Raw genomic sequence first — 19,641 nt, 5'->3', positions numbered from 1 at the left:
TTCGGAGCATGAATGGCTGAGGAAAGCGATCTCGAGAAAACGGAACCCGCCTCCGAGCGGCGCCTGGAGAAGGCGCGCGAGGAAGGCAACGTGGCCCGTTCGCGCGAGCTCACCACCTTCGTCATGCTCGCCACCGCGAGCGCCGGCCTGTGGCTGGCGGCCGAGTCGCTCGGCGCGAGCCTGAGCGGCGCGCTGCGCCGCGGCCTGCAGTTCGAACGCGCCAGCGCCTTCGACCCCGCGCACATGCTCTCGCAGAGCGGGCTCATGGTGCTGCATGCACTCATGGCCATCGGGCCGCTGTTCGCCATGATGGTCGTGGCCGCCGTGGCGGCGCCGCTGATGCTCGGCGGCTGGATGTTCTCCGGCAAGGCCGTCGCGCCCAACTTCGGCAAGCTCAATCCCCTGGCCGGCATCGGCCGCATGGTCTCGGCGCAGGCGCTGGCCGAACTCGTGAAGGCGCTGGCCAAGTCGGCGCTGATCGGCGGCGTGGCGTGGTGGGTCATCGTGGACGACATCGAGGCCGTGATGGCGCTCATGTCGCAGCCCGCGCACGAGGCGCTGCCGCATGCACTGGTGCTGGTGGCCAAGCACTGCGCGCTGATCGCCGCCACGCTCTTCCTCGTCGCGCTCGTCGACGTGCCGTTTCAACTCTGGAACTACTACCGCAAGCTGCGCATGTCGCGCGAGGACGTGCGCCAGGAGCACAAGGAAAGCGAAGGCGATCCGCACATCAAGGCGCAGATCCGCCGGCAACAGCAGCAGATGGCGCGCCGCCGCATGATGGCCGAGGTGCCCAAGGCCGACATCGTGCTCACCAACCCGACGCACTTCGCCGTCGCGCTGCAGTACCTGGACAGCGACATGCGCGCGCCCCGCGTGGTCGCCAAGGGCACCGAGCTGGTGGCCGCGCGCATCCGCGAGATGGCCAAGGAACACAAGGTCGCGATCCTGGAGGCGCCGCCGCTCACGCGCGCGCTGTACCGGCACACGAAGCTGGGCGAGGAGATTCCGGCGGGGCTGTACACCGCCGTGGCCGAGGTGCTCGCCTGGGTGTACCAGCTCAAGCGCTGGAACAGCGAGGGCGGCGAGGCGCCGCGCACGCCGACCGACCTGCCGGTGCCGGCCGACCTGCAGTACGCGCCGGCGGTGGCATGAACGGATTGAACGACCTGATGCGCCTGCCGGCGCGGATCTTCTCCGGCTCGCAGTTCAAGGGGCTGGCGGGCCCGATCCTCATCATCCTCATCCTGAGCATGATGGTGCTGCCGCTGCCGCCCTTCCTGCTCGACCTGCTGTTCACCTTCAACATCGCACTGTCGGTGATGGTGCTGCTGGTGAGCATGTACACCATGAAGGCGCTGGACTTCGCGGCCTTCCCGGCGGTGCTGCTGTTCTCGACGCTGCTGCGCCTGTCGCTCAACGTGGCCTCCACGCGCGTGGTGCTCATGCACGGCCACACCGGGCCCGACGCGGCCGGCAAGGTGATCGAGGCCTTCGGCCACTTCCTGGTGGGCGGCAACTTCGCGGTGGGCGTGATGGTGTTCATCATCCTCGTGCTCATCAACTTCATGGTGATCACCAAGGGCGCGGGCCGCATCGCCGAGGTGGGCGCGCGCTTCATGCTCGATGCGATGCCGGGCAAGCAGATGGCGATCGACGCCGACCTCAACGCCGGCCTGATCGGCGAAGAGATCGCCCGCAAGCGCCGCGCCGAGGTGGCGCAGGAGGCCGACTTCTACGGCTCGATGGACGGCGCCAGCAAGTTCGTGCGCGGCGACGCCATCGCGGGCCTGCTCATCATGGTGATCAACATCATCGGCGGCCTCGTGGTCGGCATGCTGCAGCACGGGCTCGACTTCTCCACGGCCGGCAAGACCTACACGCTGCTGGCCATCGGCGACGGCCTGGTGGCGCAGATTCCGGCGCTGGTGATCTCCACCGCGGCCGGCGTGATCGTGTCGCGCGTGACCACCGACGAGGACGTGGGCAGCCAGCTCACGGGCCAGCTCTTTTCCAACCCGCAGGTGCTGTTCCTCACGGCCGGCATCGTCGGCCTGCTGGGCATGATCCCGGGCATGCCGAACCTGGCTTTCCTGCTGATCGCGGGCGGCCTGGTGTGGCTCGGCAAGCGGCTGGTGCAGCGCAAGCCGCAGGCGGCCGCGCAACAGGCCGCCGCGGCCGCCGCCACGCAAGGAGCGGGCGTGCCGGCCTCGGCCGAGCAGGCCGAAGCCACCTGGGACGACGTGGCCATGGTCGATCCGCTGGGCATGCAGGTCGGCTACCGGCTGATTCCGCTGGTGGACCAGTCGCAGCAGGGCGAGCTGCTGGGCCGCATCAAGAGCATCCGCAAGAAGATCGCGCAGGAGCTGGGCTTCCTGGTGCCGGTGGTCCACATCCGCGACAACCTGGAGATCAAGCCCAACGCCTACGTCATCAGCCTGAAGGACGTGGAGATCGGCCGCGGCGAAGCTTTTCCCAACCAGTGGATGGCGATCAACCCCGGCCAGGTGACGGGCGCGCTGACCGGCACGCCCACGCGCGACCCGGCCTTCGGCCTGGAGGCCACCTGGATCGACGCCAGCCTGCGCCAGCAGGCGCAGGTGTACGGCTACACCGTGGTCGATGCCTGCACCGTGATGGCCACGCACCTGAACCACCTGATCCACACCCACGCGGCCGAGCTGCTGGGCCGCCAGGAAGTGCAGCAACTGCTCGACCAGATCGCCAAGACCGCGCCCAAGCTCACCGAAGACCTGGTGCCCAAGGTGCTGTCGCTGAGCACGCTGCACAAGGTGCTGCAGAACCTGCTCGACGAAGAAGTGCCGATCCGCGACATGCGCACCATCCTGGACGTGATGGCCGAGCACGCGCCCACGGTGAAAGACCCGACCGAGCTCACCACGCTCACGCGCCTGGCGCTGGGTCGCGCCATCACGCAGCAGCTGTTCCCGGGCGACGAGGAGATGCAGGTGATCGGCCTGGACAGCTCGCTCGACAGCGTGCTGCAGCAGGCCCTGAACAACAGCAGCGGCATCGAGCCGGGCATTGCCGACAACCTGCTCAAGCAGGCGCAGGCCGCCATGGTGCGCCAGGAGCAGATGGGGCTGGCACCGGTGCTGGTCGTGCAGCACGCGCTGCGCGTGCTGCTGTCGCGCTTTTTGCGGCGCAGCCTGCCGCAGCTCAAGGTGCTCTCGCACGCCGAGATCCCTGACGCCCGGACCATCAAGATCACCGCCGCCATTGGAGGACGAGCCGTTTGAATCCACAGACCGACGTGCGCACCACCGCACGCAAATTCGTCGCCGCCACTGGCCGCGAGGCCCTGCGCCTGGTGCGCGAATCGCTCGGCGCCGAGGCCATCGTGCTCACGCACCGCGCCACCGCGCAGGGCGTCGAGATCGTCGCCATGGCCGAGGGCGATGTGCAGCAGACGGTGCAGGCCGCCGTGCCCGCAGCCGCACCTGCCACGGCCGCTTCCGCCGACCCCACCGTGCTCAGCGAACTCCATTCGATGCGCGGCATGATCGAAGAACAGCTCGCCAGCGTGGTCTGGAGCGACAGCCAGCGCCGCGACCCGGTGCGCGGTCGCCTGCTGCGCACGCTGCTCGGCGCGGGCTTCAGCGCGCGCCTGTCGAAGGCCATGCTCGAGAAGTTGCCCACGGGCCAGAGCTACGCCGACGGCATGGCCTTCGTGCGCTCCGAGCTCGTGCGCGCGGTGCCGGTGCATGAAGACGAAGACGCGCTGTTCGCGCAGGGCGGTGTCTACGCCTTGATGGGCCCGACCGGCGTCGGCAAGACCACCACCACCGCCAAGCTGGCGGCGCGCTGCGTGATGCGCTTCGGCGCCGACAAGCTCGCGCTCGTCACCACCGACAGCTACCGCATCGGCGCCTACGAGCAGCTGCGCATCTACGGCCAGATCCTCAACGTGCCGGTGCATGCCGTGAAGGACGCGGCCGACCTGCAGCTGGTGCTGCACGACCTACGCGACCGCCACATGGTGCTCATCGACACCGTCGGCATGAGCCAGCGGGACCGCGCCGTGCCCGAGCAGATCGCCATGCTCGGCAGCAGCCAGCGGCCGGTGAAGCGGCTGCTGCTGCTCAACGCCACCAGCCACGGCGACACACTCAACGAGGTGGTGCACGCCTACCGCCAGGGCCATGCGCTGGCGGGCTGCATCTTCACCAAGGTCGACGAGGCCACCCACCCGGGCGCGCTGATCGACACCGTGATCCGCCACCGCCTGCCGGTGCACTACATCTCGGGCGGCCAGAAGGTGCCCGAGAACCTGCTGCGCGCCGACCGCGTGCAGCTGGTGGACAGCGTGTTCCAGCCGCGCCAGCACAGCCCGCTCTTCGTGCCGGCCGAAGCCGACCTGCCCGACGAGGCCACGCCTTCGCCGCAGGCGCAGGGCGAGACCGATCGTCTGCGCTTGCGCTACCAGAGCCTGATCCGTGCGATGGCGCACGACGCGCAGGAGCTGGCGACGACCGCCGGCGCACTGGCCGGTGCGCACATCGGCTTCGATGGCGCACGCACGCTGTGGCGTCAGGCCGGTGACGAGGCCGTCGATGCCAAGGCCGTGCTGCACGATCTGTCCGCGTTCGCGCGCGGCGAGGTGGCTGCGGGTTGCGACACCCATGTGCTCGCGCTGGCCGGGCAGGTCGGCCTGCGTGCGACCGACAGCGGCGACGCCTACGTGTGCCACGGCAGCCTGCTGCTGTCGGACCGCAGCGGCCTGCCGCTGGCCGCGCCGAACCAGTGGCTTTCGACCGCTGCGGCGCGCCAGTCGGCCGCACCGGGCCAGCGTCAGGCGCAGTGGCTGCAGCAACAGGATCTCGGCAAGCGCCTCGTGCATGTGCTGGGCAAGCCGCCGGCGGTCGAACAGATGCTGTCGTGGCAGGCCGAAGGCATGCAGTGGCTGGCGCGCGCGCCGGGCAGCACGGCCGTGACGGATGTGCACACCGGGGCCGCGACCACGCTCGCGCGCCTGGCCTTCGCGTTCGACGATGCGACCGAACGGCCCGTGCGCTATCGCGGCAAGGCCGCGCTGCAATGCGAAGCGCAGGTCGAGGTGCTGCCACGTAACGCCATCGATCGCGACACCCTGCCCACGCTGCGCTGCGTGGCCGTGCGCGTGGTCGATGCGCGCAGCCGCAAGCTGCTGTCGCAGACCTGCGTGCTCACCAACCTGGGCGGCGAGGTCGACGCACCGCAGCTCGCGCAATGGCAGGGCTGGGCCGCCGACGCCGAGCCGTGCTTCCGCCTGCTGCGCGACGGCGTGCAGCTCGTGGGCGGCATGGGCGAGCCCGGCGATCCGCACATGATGAAGCGCCTGCTCGTCGCCGGCCAGGTCACGACCACCGTGTGGCGCCTGCTGCAGGCCGAGGGCGAATGGGCCGATCGCACGCGCCTGCTGCTGGGCCAGCTCACGGGCCGCGCCACGCGCGCCGGCCGCGCGCTGACGGGCGGCGCGCTGTACGCGGGCGTGGGCAAGTTGTTCCTGCTGCTCGATGCGCTGGGCACCGAATCGGCAGCGCCTTCGCAAGCGCCGCGCGCGCTGGAACGCCTGGGCTGAAGACGATGAGCGCACGCGTCACGGACCAGGCCGACGGGCTGCGCCGGCTGCTCGGGCAGGCGCCGGTGCGCGTCGTCGCGGTGGCGGGCATGGGCCCCGGCGCGGGCGCGACCACGGCCGCGATGAGCCTGGGCGCGGCGCTGGCGCAGCAGGGCAAGGACGTGCTGCTGCTTGATGAGCATCACCCGAAGGGACGCTCGGTGTGCGATGTGTGGGCGCTCGGTCCGCGCGCCACGCTGGCCGATGTGGCGAGTCGGCGCTTGCGCATCGGCCAGGCCGCTGCGAGCGCGGTGTGCGGCGTGCAGGTGCTGCCCGCATCGCCCGGCGCGACCGTCGACCCGCGCACGCTGTGGCCGCGCGGCATCGTGCTCGTCGATGCGGCCTTCGACGACGACGGCTGCCTGTCGCCGCTGGCGCAGGGCGCCGACGAACTGCTGCTCGTGCTGCAGCCGCACCCGGCGGCCATCACCTCGGCCTACGCGGGCATCAAGCGCCTGCACCGTGCGCATGCGCTGAAGCAGCTGCGCTTCCTGCTCAACGGCGTGGCCGATGCGGGCACCGCGCAGCAGGTCATGCACAACCTCGCACAGGCCGCCAGCCGCTACCTCGCGCTGTCGCTGCTGCCCGTGGGCTGGGTGCGCACCGACCCTTGGCTGGCTGATGCGGCGCGGCTGCGCCAGACCGTGGTCGAGGCCTTTCCGGCCAGCGCGGCAGCGGTCGATTTCCGCGCCATCGCCGACGACATGGGCCGCTGGACCTGGCGCACGCCCGCGCGGCCGGCCGTGTTCCCGCAGGCGCTCGCGGCCTGAGGCACGACCACGAGGACGGACGGCCGTGTACACCGCACAGGGCACCATCGAGAAATCGCATCTGCTGGAACAGCACCAGCCGCTGGTGCGCCGCATCGCGCTGCAGATGATGGCGCGGCTGCCGGCCAGCGTGGAGCTCGACGACCTGATCCAGGCCGGCATGCTCGGCCTGCTCGACGCATCGAGCCGCTACCAGGACCACCGCGGCGCGCAGTTCGAGACCTTCGTCAGCCAGCGCATCCGCGGCGCCATGCTCGACGAGCTGCGCGCCAGTGACTGGGGTTCGCGCGGGCTGCGCCAGTCGGCGCGCGGCATCGAGAAGGCGATCCAGGCGCTGGGCCACCGGCTGGGCCGCGCACCCACCGAAGGCGAGATCGCGAAGGAGCTGAAGGTCGATCTGGACACCTACCAGTCGATGCTGCAGGACATCCAGGGCTGCCAGCTGCTGTACGTGGAAGACTTCGCGAAGGGCGACCCCGACAACCCCTTTCTCGACCTGCATGCGCAGGAGGCGCGCAAGGGGCGCGGCGACTTCGACGACCCGCTGGCGCGCCTGCTCGAAAGCGGTTTTCGCCACCAGCTGGTGGACGCCATTGGCGCGCTGCCCGAGCGCGACCAGTTGCTGCTCAAGCTCTACTACGAGGAAGAGCTGAACCTGCGCGAGATCGGCGCGGTGCTCGAAGTGAGCCAGTCGCGCGTGTGCCAGCTGCACGGGCAGGCGGTGAGCCGCTTGCGCGCGAAGCTGAAGGACTCTCTGTAGAGAACCTTAGCTGGCGTAACGCGCGTCGAGCGCATCGAGCTCGGGCTTGCGCACCAGCCGCTGCCGCTCGGCGAAGGGCGCGACCAGCGACGGGTCTTCGTCCATACGCCGCGTGTCGCGCAGCACCGTGAGCGCCTTCTGCATGCCGGCCAGCGCGCCCTGCAGCGCGGCGTTGGCATACAGAACGATGCCGTAGCCCAGGCCGCCGAGTTCCTCGGCGCCGAAGATCGGCGTCTTGCCACCGATCACCATGTTCATGAGTTGCGGCTTGTGCAGGCGCTGCGGCAGCGCACGGATCTCGTCGGCCGTGGTCACGGCCTCGACGAACAGGATGTCGGCGCCGGCCTCGCTGAACTTCTGCGCGCGCTCGATCGCGGCCTCGAAGCCCAGCGTGGCGGCTGCGTCGGTGCGGGCCATGATGAGCAGGTCGGGGTCGGTGCGGGCATCGACGGCGGCCTTGATCTTGTTGACGGCTTCCTCGGTGGAGATCACCTCCTTGCCCGAGAAATGGCCGCAGCGCTTGGGCGCGACCTGGTCCTCGAACTGGATGCAGTCGGCGCCCGCGCGCTCCAGCACGCGCACCGTGTGGCGCACGTTCAGCGCGTTGCCGAAGCCGGTGTCGGCATCGACGATCAGCGGCAGGTTCACGGCGTCGCGGATGCGTGCCGTGTGGTCGGCGATCTCGTGCAGGCCCATGAAGCCCTGGTCGGGCAGGCCGAACCACATGTTGGTGACGCCCGCGCCGGTGACGTAGATGGCCTCGAAGCCCAGGTCTTCGATGACGCGCGCCGACAGCGCGTTGAAAGCGCCCGGCACCAGCACGCCGCGGCGGGCCTCGGCCAGGGAACGGAGGGTCTTGCGAGTCGACATCGGGATTTCCTGTGAATGGATCTGAAAGCTCAAAGGGTGTCGCCGGGCACGCGGACCCAGCCTTCCATCAGTACGCGGGCGCTGCGGCTCATCACCGCCTTGGTCACTTGCCACTCGCCCTCGACCTGGCTGGCCTGCGCGCCCACGCGCAAGGTGCCCGAGGGGTGGCCGAAGCGCACGGCCTCGCGTGCGCCGCCGCCGGCCGCGAGGTTCACCAGCGTGCCGGGAATGGCGGCGGCCGTGCCGATGGCCACGGCCGCCGTGCCCATCATGGCGTGGTGCAGCTTGCCCATCGACAGCGCGCGCACGAGCAGGTCGATGTCGCCGGCCGCCACGGCCTTGCCGCTCGATGCGGTGTAGCCGGCGGGCTTGGCCACGAAGGCGACCTTGGGCGTGTGTTGGCGGCTGGCCGCTTCGTCGAGCGTGCGGATGAGGCCCATGCGCAGCGCGCCATGCGCGCGGATGGCTTCGAAGCGGGCGAGCGCGGCGGCATCGCCGTTGATCGCGTCCTGCAGCTCGGTGCCCGTGTAGCCGAGCGCCTCGGCGTTCACGAAGACGGTGGGGATGCCGGCGTTGATCATCGTGGCCTGCAGCGTGCCGACGCCGGGCACGGCTAGGTCGTCGACGAGGTTCCCGGTCGGGAACATCGCGCCGCCCGCGCCGTCTTCCTCGGCGGCGGGGTCCATGAATTCGAGCTGCACCTCGGCCGCGGGGAAGGTCACGCCGTCGAGTTCGAAGTCGCCGGTCTCCTGCACCGCACCGCCGGTCATCGGCACGTGCGCGACGATGGTCTTTCCGATGTTGGCCTGCCAGATGCGCACGACGGCCACGCCATCGCGCGGCACGCGGTCCGCGTCGATGAGGCCGTTGCTGATCGCGAACGGGCCCACGGCCGACGAGAGGTTGCCGCAGTTGCCGCTCCAGTCGACGAAGGGCCGGTCGATCGACACCTGGCCGAAGAGGTAGTCCACGTCATGGCCGGGCCGTTCGCTCTTCGAGAGGATGACGGTCTTGCTCGTGCTCGACGTCGCGGCGCCCATGCCGTCGATCTGCTTGCCATAGGGGTCGGGGCTGCCGATCACGCGCAGCAGCAGCGCATCGCGCGCCTTGCCCGGCACCTGCGCGGCCTCGGGCAGGTCCTGCAGGCGGAAGAACACGCCCTTGCTGGTGCCGCCGCGCATGTAGGTGGCGGGGATCTTGATCTGCGGAAGGTGCGGCATCGTCAGTCGGCTTTCGTGGCGGCGAGGAAGTCTTGGGCAAAACGCTGCAGCACCCCGCCGGCTTCGTAGATGGAGACCTCCTCGGCGGTGTCGAGGCGGCAGGTCATGGGCACGTCGAGCCGTTCGCCATTGCGGCGGTGCACGACCAGCATGAGGTCGGCGCGCGGGGTGCGCGCGCCGGTCACATCGTAGGTCTCGGTGCCGTCCAAGCCGAGCGTGAGGCGGTTGGTGCCCGGCTTGAATTCGAGCGGCAGCACGCCCATGCCGATCAGGTTGGTGCGGTGGATGCGCTCGAAGCCTTCGGCTGCGATCGCTTCCACGCCGGCCAGCCGCACGCCCTTGGCGGCCCAGTCGCGCGACGAGCCCTGGCCGTAGTCGGCGCCGGCCACGATGATCAGCGGCTGCTTGCGCAACATGTAGGTCTCGATGGCTTCCCACATGCGCATCACCTCGCCCTCGGGCTCCACGCGCGCCAGAGATCCGGCGTGCACCGTGCCGTCGGCCTTGCGCACCATCTCGTTCTTCAGCGTCGGGTTGGCGAAGGTGGCACGCTGCGCCGTGAGGTGGTCGCCGCGGTGGGTGGCGTAGGAGTTGAAGTCGTCCTCGGGCAGGCCCATGCGGTGCAGGTACTGGCCGGCCGCGCTGTCCAGCAGGATCGCGTTCGATGGTGACAGGTGGTCGGTCGTGATGTTGTCCGGCAGGATCGCCAGCGGGCGCATGCCCTTCAGCGTGCGTTCGCCGGCCAGTGCGCCTTCCCAGTAGGGCGGGCGGCGGATGTAGGTGGAGGCGGGGCGCCAGTCGTACAGCGGCGCGACCTGCTCGCCCGTGTCGGGCTGGATTGCGAACATCGGCTCGTACACCTGGCGGAAGTGCGCGGGCTTCACGCTGGCCTTGACGATGGCGTCGATCTCTTCGTCGCTCGGCCAGAGGTCCTTCAGGCGAATCTCCTTACCGTCGACGACGGTGAGCACGTCCTTCTCGATGTCGAAGCGCACCGTGCCCGCGATGGCGTAGGCCACCACCAGCGGCGGCGAGGCCAGGAAGGCCTGCTTCGCATACGGGTGGATGCGGCCGTCGAAGTTGCGGTTGCCAGAAAGCACGGCCGTGGCGTACAGGTCGCGATCGACGATCTCCTGCTGGATGGCCGGGTCGAGCGCGCCCGACATGCCGTTGCACGAGGTGCAGGCATAGGCGACCACGCCGAAGCCGAGCTGTTCAAGCTCGCGCATCAGGCCCGCGTCTTCCAGGTACAGCGTCACCGCTTTCGAGCCGGGCGCGAGCGAGGTCTTGACCCACGGCTTGCGCGCCAGGCCCACGCGGTTGGCATTGCGCGCGAGCAGGCCCGCGGCGATCACGTTGCGCGGGTTGCTGGTGTTGGTGCAGCTGGTGATGGCCGCGATGATCACCGCGCCGTCGGGCATCTGGCCGGGCACGTCGTCCCACGGGGCGGCGATGCCGCGCGCGGCGAGGTCGGCGGTGGCCACGCGCGCATGCGGGTTCGACGGGCCGGCCATGTTGCGCACGACCGTCGACAGGTCGAACTGCAGCACGCGCTCGTACACGACGTCGCTCAGCGTGTCGGCCCACAGGCCCGCCTGCTTGGCATAGACCTCGACGAGGCGCACCTGCTCGTCGGCGCGGCCCGTGAGGCGCAGGTAGTCGAGCGTCTGCGTGTCGATGGCGAACATCGCGGCGGTGGCGCCGTACTCGGGCGCCATGTTGGAGATGGTCGCGCGGTCGCCCAGCGTGAGGCTGGCCGCGCCTTCGCCGTGGAACTCGAGGTAGGCGCCCACGACCTTCGCCGCGCGCAGGAACTCGGTGAGCGCCAGCACGACGTCGGTGGCCGTGATGCCCGGCTGCGGCCGGCCCGCGAGGCGCACGCCGACGATGTCGGGCAGCCGCATCCACGAGGCGCGGCCGAGCATCACGTTCTCGGCCTCGAGCCCGCCCACGCCCACGGCGACCACGCCCAGCGCATCGACGTGTGGCGTGTGGCTGTCGGTGCCCACCAGCGTGTCGGGGTAGGCCACGCCGTCCTGCGCATGCACGACGGGCGACATCCGCTCCAGGTTGATCTGGTGCATGATCCCGTTCCCCGGCGGGATCACCTCCATGTTGCGGAAGGCCCGCTTCGTCCATTCGATGAAGTGAAAGCGGTCTTCGTTGCGCCGGTCCTCGATGGCGCGGTTCTTCGCGAAAGCATCGGGGTCGAAGCCGCCGCACTCCACCGCCAGCGAGTGGTCGACGATGAGCTGCACCGGCACCACGGGGTTCACCTGCGAGGGGTCGCCGCCCTGTTCGGCGATGGCGTCGCGCAGGCCGGCCAGGTCGACCAGCGCGGTCTGGCCCAGGATGTCGTGGCAGACCACGCGCGCGGGGAACCACGGAAAGTCATGGTCGCGCCGGCGCTCGATGAGTTGCGTGAGGCTTTGCACGAGGATCGCCGGGTCGCAGCGGCGCACGAGGTTCTCAGCATGCACGCGCGCGGTGTAGGGCATCGTGGCCCAGGCGCCGGCGCGAATGGCTTCGACGGCTGCGCGCGCATCGAAGTAGTCCAGCGCGGTGCCGGGGAGGTTCTTGCGGTAGTCGGTGTTCATGGGGCGCTTGTCGCTCGGCACCCGCGCGCAGGCACGGGTGCTTATTCTTCTTCTCGTGTTTTTACTTCCGATCCTGGATCGGCGCGAACTTCAGGTCTTCGGGGCCCGTGTAGTTGGCGCTCGGCCGGATGATCTTGTTGTCGATGCGCTGCTCGATGATGTGCGCCGCCCAGCCCGAGGTGCGCGCAATGACGAACAGCGGCGTGAACATGGCCGTGGGCACGCCCATCATGTGGTAGCTCACGGCGCTGAACCAGTCGAGGTTGGGGAACATCTGCTTCACCTCCCACATCACGGCCTCGAGCCGCTCGGCAATGTCGAACATCTTGGTCGAACCGGCCTCCTGCGACAGCGTGCGCGCCACGCCCTTGATGACCACGTTGCGCGGGTCGCTCACGGTGTAGACCGGATGGCCGAAGCCGATCACGACTTCCTTGGCGGCGACGCGGCGGCGGATGTCGGCCTCGGCTTCGTCGGGCGCGTCGTAGCGCTTCTGGATTTCGAAGGCCACCTCGTTGGCGCCGCCGTGCTTGGGGCCGCGCAGCGCGCCGATGGCGCCGGTGATGGCCGAGTACACATCGGAGCCCGTGCCCGCGACCACGCGCGCCGTGAAGGTGGAGGCGTTGAACTCGTGCTCGGCATAGAGGTTGAGCGAGGTGTGCATGGCGCGCTCCCACTGCGCGCTGGGCTTGCGCCCGTGCAACAGGTGCAGGAAGTGCGCGCCGATCGAGTCGTCGTCGGTCTCGACCTCGATGCGCCGGCCCTGCGTGGACCAGTGGTACCAGTACAGCAGCATCGAGCCGAGCGAAGCCATCAGGCGGTCGGCGATGTCGCGCGCGCCGGGCAGGTTGTGGTCTTCCTTCTCGGGCAGCAGGCAGCCCAGCGACGAGACACCGGTGCGCATCACGTCCATCGGGTGCGCGCTGGCAGGCAGTTGCTCCAGCGCCTCCTTCAGGCTCGCGGGCAGGCCGCGCATGGCCTTGAGCTTGGCCTTGTAGGCGCGCAGCTCGGCGGACGTGGGCAGCTTGCCGTGCACCAGCAGGTGCGCGATTTCCTCGAACTCGCAGACCTCGGCGATGTCCAGGATGTCGTAGCCGCGGTAGTGCAGGTCGTTGCCGGTGCGGCCCACGGTGCACAGGGCGGTGTTGCCGGCGGTCACGCCCGACAGGGCGACGGATTTCTTGGGCTTGAAGCCGGTGGGGGTGGCGGTGTCGTTCATGCGGGTTCCTTGTCGGTGTGCAGGTAGGTGTTGCGCAGGCGCGCCGGACGGCCGCGGCCGTCGACGGCCACCATCTCGAACAGGCCTTTCAGCGAAGGGCGGGCTTCGCCGTCGGGCGGCTCGGCCGCGCCGGTGACGCAGACCGTGAGCGAGCTGCGCCCGGCGCGCGTCACCCAGGCCCGCAGGCGCAGCACGTGGCCGACGGGCACGGGTGCGAGGAACTGCGCGTCGCCCAGGCTGGCCATCACCACGTCGGACTTCGCGAAGGCGCGCGCGGCGAGAAAGGCGGCCTTGGACATCAGCAGCAGGGCGTTGCCGCCGAACAGCGTGCCGTAGTGGTTGGCGTGCTCGGGGAACACGATGTCGGTCAGCTCGATGGCGGCGGATCGGTTTGTCATGCTTCGCAATTTACGCAATCGAACCTCCATAATGAAGGCCTGAATTGGCGAATCATTGCGAATGAAGATGGCTGATTTTGCAAATATTGCGAATATCGCAAAGACCCACGAGGTGACCCGATGAGCAAGACCTTCATGGGCGTGCGCCTGCGCACGCTGCGCGCCGAACGCGGCCTCACGCAGGTGGCGCTGGCCCAGATGCTGGGCCTGTCGCCGAGCTACCTGAACCAGATCGAGCAGAACCAGCGCCCGCTCACCGTGGCCGTGCTGCTGCGCATCAGCAAAACGCTTGGCGTCGACGTGCAGCAGTTCTCCGAAGACGAAGAGGCGCGGCTCGTGGCCCGCATGCGCGAGGCGCTGGCGGACAACCCCGGCGGCGAGGCCGTGGCGCTGCCCGAGCTGCGCGAGGTGGCGTCGCAGATGCCGGCCGTGGCGCGCGCGCTGCTCGCCTTGCACCGCCGCCACCAGGAAGCGCAGGAGCGGCTGGAGCTCATGGCCGCCGAGCTGGGCGACGGGCGCGGCGACATCTCGCGCAGCCGGCCCATGCCCTTCGAGGTGGTGCGCGATTTCTTCTTTGCCCACCAGAACCATTTCGACCCGCTCGACACCGCCGCCGAAGCGCTCGCCGCCGAAGCTCGCGCGCAGGGCGGACCGCTCGCCGAATGGCTCCAGCAGCGGCTTCTTTCGGCCCACGGCGTGCGCGTGGTGCCGGGCGACGAAGGGGAGGGCGCGCTCGACAGCCAGCGCCGCTACGACCCGGCCCGCCGCGTGCTGCGCCTGTCGGCCGGCCTGGAGCCGGGCCAGCAGGCCTTCCAGCTGGCCACGCAGCTCGCGCTGCTGGAGCAGGCCGCACTCATCGAGTCGCTGGTCGTGCAGGCCGATTTCGGCGACGCCCCGGCCCACGCGCTCGCGCGCATCGGGCTGGCCAACTACTTCGCGGCCGCCGTGCTGCTGCCCTACGGCCCGTTCCTGCAGGCGGCCGAGGCGCTGCGCTACGACATCGATCTGCTCGCGCGCCAGTTCGGCGTGGGCTTCGAAACCGTGTGCCACCGCCTGAGCAGCCTGCAGCGACCGGGCGCGTCGGGCGTGCCCTTCTTCTTCATCCGCGTGGACCGGGCCGGCAACATCTCCAAGCGACAGTCGGCCACGCACTTCCACTTCTCCAAGACCGGCGGCACCTGCCCGCTGTGGAACGTGTACGAGGCCTTCGCGCAGCCCGGGCGCGTGCTGCCGCAACTGGCGCGCATGCCCGACGGCCGCGCCTACCTGTGGATCGCGCGCACCGTGTCGCACGGCCAGCGCGGCTTCGGCTCACCGAGCAAGACCTTCTCGATCGGCCTGGGCTGCGACATCCGCCACGCCCCGCGCCTGGTCTACGCCAAGGGCCTGGACCTGAAGGACCCCGACGTGCCCACGCCCATCGGCATGGGCTGCAAGGTGTGCGAGCGCGTGGCCTGCCCGCAGCGGGCGTTCCCGTTCATCGGGCGGCCGCTGGATGTGAACGAGAACGAAAGCAGGTTCACGCCGTATGCGGTGGCCGGGGCGTAGGGCGGTGGTGCGTCAGTCGCCTTGCGCGGGTTGTTGTGCGCCGGACGCCTCGCTCCACCCACCCCCCAGCGCCTTGTAGATCGCCAGCCGGTTCGTCTGCTCCGTGAGTTGCAAGCCGATCAGCGTCTGCTGCGCCGCATAGTCGCTGCGCTGCGCGTCCAGCACGTCGAGGTAGTTGGCGGCACCGCTCTTGAAGAGCGACTGCGAGAGCTCGAAGCTGCGCGCGGTGGCGGCGCGCAGCGAGCGCTGTGCGTCGAGGCGCTCGGCCAGCGTGCGGCGTTCGGCCAGGGCGTCGGCCACTTCGCGGAAGGCGGTCTGCACGGCCTTCTCGTAGGTGGCGATCTGGATCTTCTGCTGCGCCTGCGCCACCTGCAGGTTGGCGCGGTTGGCGCCGCCGTCGAAGATCGGCACGCTGATTGACGGCGCGAAGCTCCAGGCCTTGCTGCCGCTGGTGAACAGGCCCGAGAGCGTGCTGCTCGCGGTGCCGGCCGAGGCAGTGAGCGCGATGCGCGGGAAGAAGGCTGCGCGCGCCGCGCCGATGTCGGCATTGCTCGCGCGCAGCGCGTGCTCGGCGGCGCGCACGTCGGGCCGCTGCTGCAGCACGTTGGACGACAGGCCGGCCGGGGGCACGAGCAGCTGCGCCACGTCGGCGGTCGTGGCGGCGCTCGGCAGCAGTTCGGGCGGGGGCGTGGCGCCGACCAGCAGCGCGAGCGCATTGCGGTCCTGCTCTACCTGGCTGTCGAAGGCCGCGGCGTCGGCGCGCGCGGCATCGACGGTGCTCTGCGCCTGCGCCAGCGCCAGGCCCGACTGCGCGCCGAGCGCATGGCTGCGCTGCACCAGCTCGAAGGACTTGCGCTGGCTCTCGAGCGTGCCGCGCGCGAGCTGCAGGCGCTGCTCGTCGGCGGCCAGTTGCAGCCACGCCGTGGCGACGGAGGCCACGAGGCTGATCTGCGTGCTGCGCTGCGTCTCCTCGGTCTGGAAGTAGCCCTGCAGCGCCGACTCGCCGAGGTTGCGCACGCGCCCGAACAGGTCGAGCTCGTAGGCCGTCATGCCGAGGTTGGCGCTGTACTGTGAGGCGATGCGCGACTCGCCGCTGGTCGACAGGCTGCCCGGCGTGCGCGAGCGCGTGCCGGCCGCGCCTGCGTTGACGGTGGGGAACAGGTCGGCCCGCGCAATGCCGTACTGGGCGCGCGCACGCTCGATGTTGAGCGCCGCCACGCGCAGGTCGCGGTTGTTGGCGAGCGCGAGTTCGATCACGCCCTGCAGCTGCTTGTCGACGAAGAAGTCGCGCCAGCCGATGTCCAGGGGTGTGGTCGTGGTGACGCCGGCCGAGGGCAGGGCCGCTGGCACCGGCGAGGCTGGCGTTTCGTACGCGGGCGCGAGGTTGACGCAGCCGGCGAGCACGGCCGAGGCCAGGGCGGCGCAGGCCAGTGCGCGCAGGGGAAGGCGGGGCAGGGTGGTGCGCTTCATCATTGAGCTCCCTGTTCCGCAGGCAAGGCATCCGGCGGTGTGTCGGCCGGCTTGCGGCGGCCTTCCAGCCAGCCGCGGATCATCGCGAAGAACAGCGGCACGAAGAAGATGCCCAGCGCCGTGCCGACCACCATGCCGCCCAGCACCGCGGTGCCGATCGATTGGCGGCCGCCCGCGCCCGCGCCGGTGCCGATGGCCAGCGGCAGCACGCCGAAGCCGAAGGCCAGCGAGGTCATGAGGATGGGCCGCAGCCGCAGCCGCACGGCCTCCAGTGTTGCCTCGATCACGCCCTTGCCCTGCTCCTGCAGCTGCTTGGCGAACTCCACGATCAGGATCGCGTTCTTCGACGATAGGCCCACCGTGGTCAGCAGGCCGACCTGGAAGTACACGTCGTTGCTCAGGCCGCGCAGGCTGGTGAACAGCAGCGCGCCCACGATGCCCAGCGGCACCACCAGGATCACCGAGAACGGCACCGACCAGCTCTCGTACAGGGCCGCAAGGCACAGGAACACGAACAGGATCGAGATGGCATACAGCACCGGCGCCTGCGCGCCTGACAGGCGTTCCTGGAACGAAGCGCCGGTCCATTCGTAGCCGATGCCGGCGGGCATCTGCTTCATGACTTCGTCGACGGCGGCCATGGCGTCGCCCGAGCTCACGCCCGGTGCGGCATCGCCGACGAACTCGTAGCTGGGGCTGCCGTTGTAGCGCTGCAGCTGTGGCGAGCCATACGTCCAGCGCGAGCTCGAGAAGGCCGGGAACGGCACCATCTGGCCCAGGCTGTTGCGCACGCTCCAGCGGTCGATGTCGGTGGGCAGCATGCGAAAGGCCGTGTCGCCCTGCATGTACACGCGCTTGACGCGACCGTTGTCCAGGAAGTCGTTGATGTAGGTGCCGCCCATCGCGCTCGACAGGGTGCTGTCGATGTCGGACGTGGCCAGGCTGGCCGCGCCGGCGCGCGCGTCGTCGATGTCCACCGCGAACTGCGGCGTGTCGTCCAGGTTGTTGCTGCGCACGTTCGCCACCTCGGGGCGCTTGGAGAGCAGGTCGATGAGCTGGTCGCGCGCCTTCACGAGTGCGTCGTGGCCCAGCCCGTTGATGTCCTTCAGGTGGAAGTTGAAGCCCGCGTTGGCGCCGAGCCCGCGCACCGCCGGCGGCAGCAGCACGAAGATGCGCGCGTCGCGGATGGTCGAGAGCTCCTTGTTGGCGCGTCGCGCGAGTTCGGCGGCCGACTGGCCGGCGCCTTCGCGCTCGGCCCAGTCTTTCAGCTTCACGAAGGCGCGCGCCGAACTCTGGTCGCCGTTCTGCCCGGTGATCACGTTCACGCTCACCACCTCGGGTTGCTTCGTGAAGTAGTCCTGCATCTGCGTGACCACCGGCTGCAGGCGCGCGTCGGACGCGCCCGGCGGCAGCGTCACCTGCACCTGCAGGAAGGCCTGGTCTTCATCGGGCAGGAAGGAGGTGGGCAGGCGCATGAACAGCAGCGCCATCACGGCGGCGATGAGCAGGTACACCACCAGGCTGCGCTTGCCGCGCCGCACGATGCCGCCGACGATGCCCTGGTAGCGGTCGGCGCCCTGGTCGAAGCGGCGGTTGAAGCCCGCGAAGAAACGGTCGACCGCGCCCAGCACGCCCTTGCGAGGGGCCGCGTGGCCGCCCTTGGCCACGGGCTTGAGCAGCGTGGCGCACAGCGCCGGCGTGAGCGTGAGCGCCACGAACACCGACAGCGCCATGGCCGAGACGATGGTGATCGAGAACTGGCGGTAGATCACGCCGGTCGAGCCGCCGAAGAAGGCCATCGGGATGAACACGGCCGACAGCACCAGCGCGATGCCCACGAGCGCGGGCGTGATCTCGGCCATCGACTTGCGCGTGGCCTCCTTGGGCGACAGGCCCTCTTCGTGCATCACGCGCTCGACGTTCTCCACCACGACGATGGCGTCGTCCACCAGGAGGCCGATGGCCAGCACCATGCCGAACATGGTGAGCGTGTTGATCGAGTAGCCCGCCACGGAGAGCACGCCGAAGGTGCCCAGCAGCACCACCGGCACGGCAATGGCCGGGATCAGCGTGGCGCGGAAGTTCTGCAAAAAGATGTACATCACCAGCACGACCAGCACCATGGCCTCGGCCAGCGCCTTCACCACCTCGTCGATCGACGCGCTCACGAAGGGCGTGGTGTCGTAGCTCACGAAGGTCTGCATCTGGTTGGGAAAGAGCGGCTGCAGTTCGGCCACCTTGGCCTTCACGGCCTCGGCCACCTGCACCGCGTTGGCGCCGTCGGCCAGCACGATGCCCATGCCGGCGCCCGGGCGTCCGCCCAGCACCGAACGCACCGTGAGGTTCTCGGCGCCCAGCTCGACACGCGCCACGTCGCGCAGGCGCACCACGGCGCCGTCGGGCGTGGCGCGCAGCACCACGTTCTCGAACTCCTCGACCGTCTTCAGCTTGCTGCGCGCCGTGATGGTGGCGTTGAGCTGCTGCTGCGCGCCGGCCGGCAGCGCGCCGAGCTGGCCGGCCGAGACCTGCGCGTTCTGTGCGGTGATGGCGCTGCCCACGTCGGAGGGCATGAGCGCGTACTTGCGCAGCTTGTCGGGGTCCAGCCACAGGCGCATGGCGTAGCCGGTGCCCAGCGTCTGCACCTCGCCCACGCCGTCGACGCGGCTGATGACGTCGACCAGGTTGCTGCTGATGTAGTCGCCGACGTCCACCGCCGAGGCGCTGCCGTCGCCGGAGAACATCGAGACGATCAGCAGGAAGTCGTTGCCGCCCTTGGTGACGGTGACGCCGCGGCTTTGCACCTGCTGCGGCAGGCGCGACATGGCCTGCTGCAGCTTGTTCTGCACTTGCATCTGGGCCACGTCGATGTTGGTGCCCGCGTTGAAGGTGAGCGACAGGCGCGCCACGCCCGACGAGTTGCTGGTCGACTGCATGTACAGCAGGTTGTCCAGCCCCTTCATCTGCTGTTCGATGACCTGGGTGACGGAGTCTTCCACCGTCTTGGCCGAGGCGCCTGTGTAGGTGGCGTTGATGGACACGCGCGGCGGCGCGATGTCGGGGTACTGCTCCAGCGGCAGCGTGCGGATGGCCATCAGCCCGGCGAGCATGACGACGATGGAAAGCACCCACGCGAAGATGGGGCGGTCGATGAAGAACTGGGCCATGGCGG

13 protein-coding genes are annotated in these 19,641 nt (G+C 69.8%); 6 read left to right on the top strand and 7 right to left on the bottom strand.

Annotation, left to right across the window (positions count from 1 at the left end; all coding sequences use genetic code 11):
* Positions 1 to 12: 12 nt before the first annotated feature.
* From flhB to AC1RAA_RS13035, 5 genes are read left to right on the top strand one after another with little or no spacing between them, the layout of a single operon-like run.
* Complete coding sequence (flhB, locus tag AC1RAA_RS13055) at positions 13 to 1,155, top strand: flagellar biosynthesis protein FlhB (protein WP_492728873.1); 1,143 nt, start codon at positions 13 to 15, stop codon at positions 1,153 to 1,155.
* On the top strand, positions 1,152 to 3,260 hold the full coding sequence (flhA, locus tag AC1RAA_RS13050) for a flagellar biosynthesis protein FlhA (protein ID WP_492728878.1): 2,109 nt from the start codon (positions 1,152 to 1,154) through the stop codon (positions 3,258 to 3,260). The genes flhB and flhA overlap by 4 nt, the downstream gene beginning before the upstream one ends.
* The gene (gene flhF, locus AC1RAA_RS13045) at positions 3,257 to 5,581 is read left to right on the top strand and encodes a flagellar biosynthesis GTPase FlhF (RefSeq protein ID WP_492728883.1); all 2,325 of its coding nucleotides are present in this window, start codon (positions 3,257 to 3,259) and stop codon (positions 5,579 to 5,581) included. Before flhA ends, flhF begins: the two co-directional genes overlap by 4 nt.
* Positions 5,582 to 5,586: 5 nt before the next feature.
* Complete coding sequence (locus AC1RAA_RS13040; RefSeq protein WP_492728885.1) at positions 5,587 to 6,390, top strand: MinD/ParA family ATP-binding protein; 804 nt, start codon at positions 5,587 to 5,589, stop codon at positions 6,388 to 6,390.
* Positions 6,391 to 6,415: 25 nt separating this feature from the next.
* Positions 6,416 to 7,150 (top strand): RNA polymerase sigma factor FliA, encoded by a 735-nt coding sequence (locus tag AC1RAA_RS13035; RefSeq protein WP_070061574.1) that lies wholly within the window; start codon positions 6,416 to 6,418, stop codon positions 7,148 to 7,150.
* Positions 7,151 to 7,156: 6 nt separating this feature from the next.
* Here the strand turns inward: AC1RAA_RS13035 and AC1RAA_RS13030 are convergent, their stop codons facing one another.
* The 5 genes from AC1RAA_RS13030 to AC1RAA_RS13010 all read right to left on the bottom strand — a co-directional run bounded on the left by AC1RAA_RS13030 (position 7,157) and on the right by AC1RAA_RS13010 (position 13,454).
* Positions 7,157 to 8,020, bottom strand: coding sequence for an isocitrate lyase/PEP mutase family protein (locus AC1RAA_RS13030; RefSeq protein WP_095744092.1), 864 nt, complete (start codon positions 8,018 to 8,020; stop codon positions 7,157 to 7,159).
* Between the two features lie 29 nt (positions 8,021 to 8,049).
* A complete protein-coding gene (gene prpF / locus AC1RAA_RS13025; RefSeq protein WP_492728888.1) occupies positions 8,050 to 9,240 on the bottom strand; it encodes a 2-methylaconitate cis-trans isomerase PrpF in 1,191 nt (396 codons plus the stop codon).
* A gap of 2 nt (positions 9,241 to 9,242) precedes the next feature.
* Complete coding sequence (gene acnD / locus AC1RAA_RS13020; protein ID WP_492728890.1) at positions 9,243 to 11,837, bottom strand: Fe/S-dependent 2-methylisocitrate dehydratase AcnD; 2,595 nt, start codon at positions 11,835 to 11,837, stop codon at positions 9,243 to 9,245.
* A 61-nt stretch (positions 11,838 to 11,898) separates the two neighbouring features.
* Complete coding sequence (gene prpC, locus AC1RAA_RS13015) at positions 11,899 to 13,056, bottom strand: bifunctional 2-methylcitrate synthase/citrate synthase (protein ID WP_492728892.1); 1,158 nt, start codon at positions 13,054 to 13,056, stop codon at positions 11,899 to 11,901.
* The gene (locus tag AC1RAA_RS13010) at positions 13,053 to 13,454 is read right to left on the bottom strand and encodes an acyl-CoA thioesterase (protein WP_070061578.1); all 402 of its coding nucleotides are present in this window, start codon (positions 13,452 to 13,454) and stop codon (positions 13,053 to 13,055) included. Before AC1RAA_RS13010 ends, prpC begins: the two co-directional genes overlap by 4 nt.
* 120 nt (positions 13,455 to 13,574) lie before the next feature.
* Here AC1RAA_RS13010 and AC1RAA_RS13005 point away from each other — a divergent pair, with 120 nt between their 5' ends.
* Complete coding sequence (locus AC1RAA_RS13005; RefSeq protein WP_492728894.1) at positions 13,575 to 15,002, top strand: short-chain fatty acyl-CoA regulator family protein; 1,428 nt, start codon at positions 13,575 to 13,577, stop codon at positions 15,000 to 15,002.
* Between the two features lie 12 nt (positions 15,003 to 15,014).
* Here the strand turns inward: AC1RAA_RS13005 and AC1RAA_RS13000 are convergent, their stop codons facing one another.
* Positions 15,015 to 16,472, bottom strand: a complete 1,458-nt coding sequence (locus AC1RAA_RS13000; RefSeq protein WP_492728896.1) for an efflux transporter outer membrane subunit — start codon at positions 16,470 to 16,472, stop codon at positions 15,015 to 15,017.
* A complete protein-coding gene (locus AC1RAA_RS12995) occupies positions 16,472 to 19,636 on the bottom strand; it encodes an efflux RND transporter permease subunit (protein WP_159278060.1) in 3,165 nt (1,054 codons plus the stop codon). Before AC1RAA_RS12995 ends, AC1RAA_RS13000 begins: the two co-directional genes overlap by 1 nt.
* Positions 19,637 to 19,641: the final 5 nt, after the last annotated feature.

It is taken from the genome of Variovorax sp. GW823-FHT04F07 (assembly GCF_058795995.1).
Note: the sequence above shows the minus strand (reverse complement) of the source record. Positions and strands in the feature narration are given on the sequence as shown.

Excerpts from the sequence above, each read along its gene's own strand:
- flhB (WP_492728873.1), top strand. The coding sequence starts at position 13 with ATGGCTGAGGAAAGCGATCTCGAGAAAACGGAACCCGCCTCCGAGCGG.
- flhA (WP_492728878.1), top strand. The coding sequence starts at position 1,152 with ATGAACGGATTGAACGACCTGATGCGCCTGCCGGCGCGGATCTTCTCC.
- AC1RAA_RS13040 (WP_492728885.1), top strand. The coding sequence starts at position 5,587 with ATGAGCGCACGCGTCACGGACCAGGCCGACGGGCTGCGCCGGCTGCTC.
- AC1RAA_RS13030 (WP_095744092.1), bottom strand. The coding sequence starts at position 8,020 with ATGTCGACTCGCAAGACCCTCCGTTCCCTGGCCGAGGCCCGCCGCGGC.
- prpF (WP_492728888.1), bottom strand. The coding sequence starts at position 9,240 with ATGCCGCACCTTCCGCAGATCAAGATCCCCGCCACCTACATGCGCGGC.
- acnD (WP_492728890.1), bottom strand. The coding sequence starts at position 11,837 with ATGAACACCGACTACCGCAAGAACCTCCCCGGCACCGCGCTGGACTAC.
- prpC (WP_492728892.1), bottom strand. The coding sequence starts at position 13,056 with ATGAACGACACCGCCACCCCCACCGGCTTCAAGCCCAAGAAATCCGTC.
- AC1RAA_RS13010 (WP_070061578.1), bottom strand. The coding sequence starts at position 13,454 with ATGACAAACCGATCCGCCGCCATCGAGCTGACCGACATCGTGTTCCCC.
- AC1RAA_RS13005 (WP_492728894.1), top strand. The coding sequence starts at position 13,575 with ATGAGCAAGACCTTCATGGGCGTGCGCCTGCGCACGCTGCGCGCCGAA.
- AC1RAA_RS13000 (WP_492728896.1), bottom strand. The coding sequence starts at position 16,472 with ATGAAGCGCACCACCCTGCCCCGCCTTCCCCTGCGCGCACTGGCCTGC.
- AC1RAA_RS12995 (WP_159278060.1), bottom strand. The coding sequence starts at position 19,636 with ATGGCCCAGTTCTTCATCGACCGCCCCATCTTCGCGTGGGTGCTTTCC.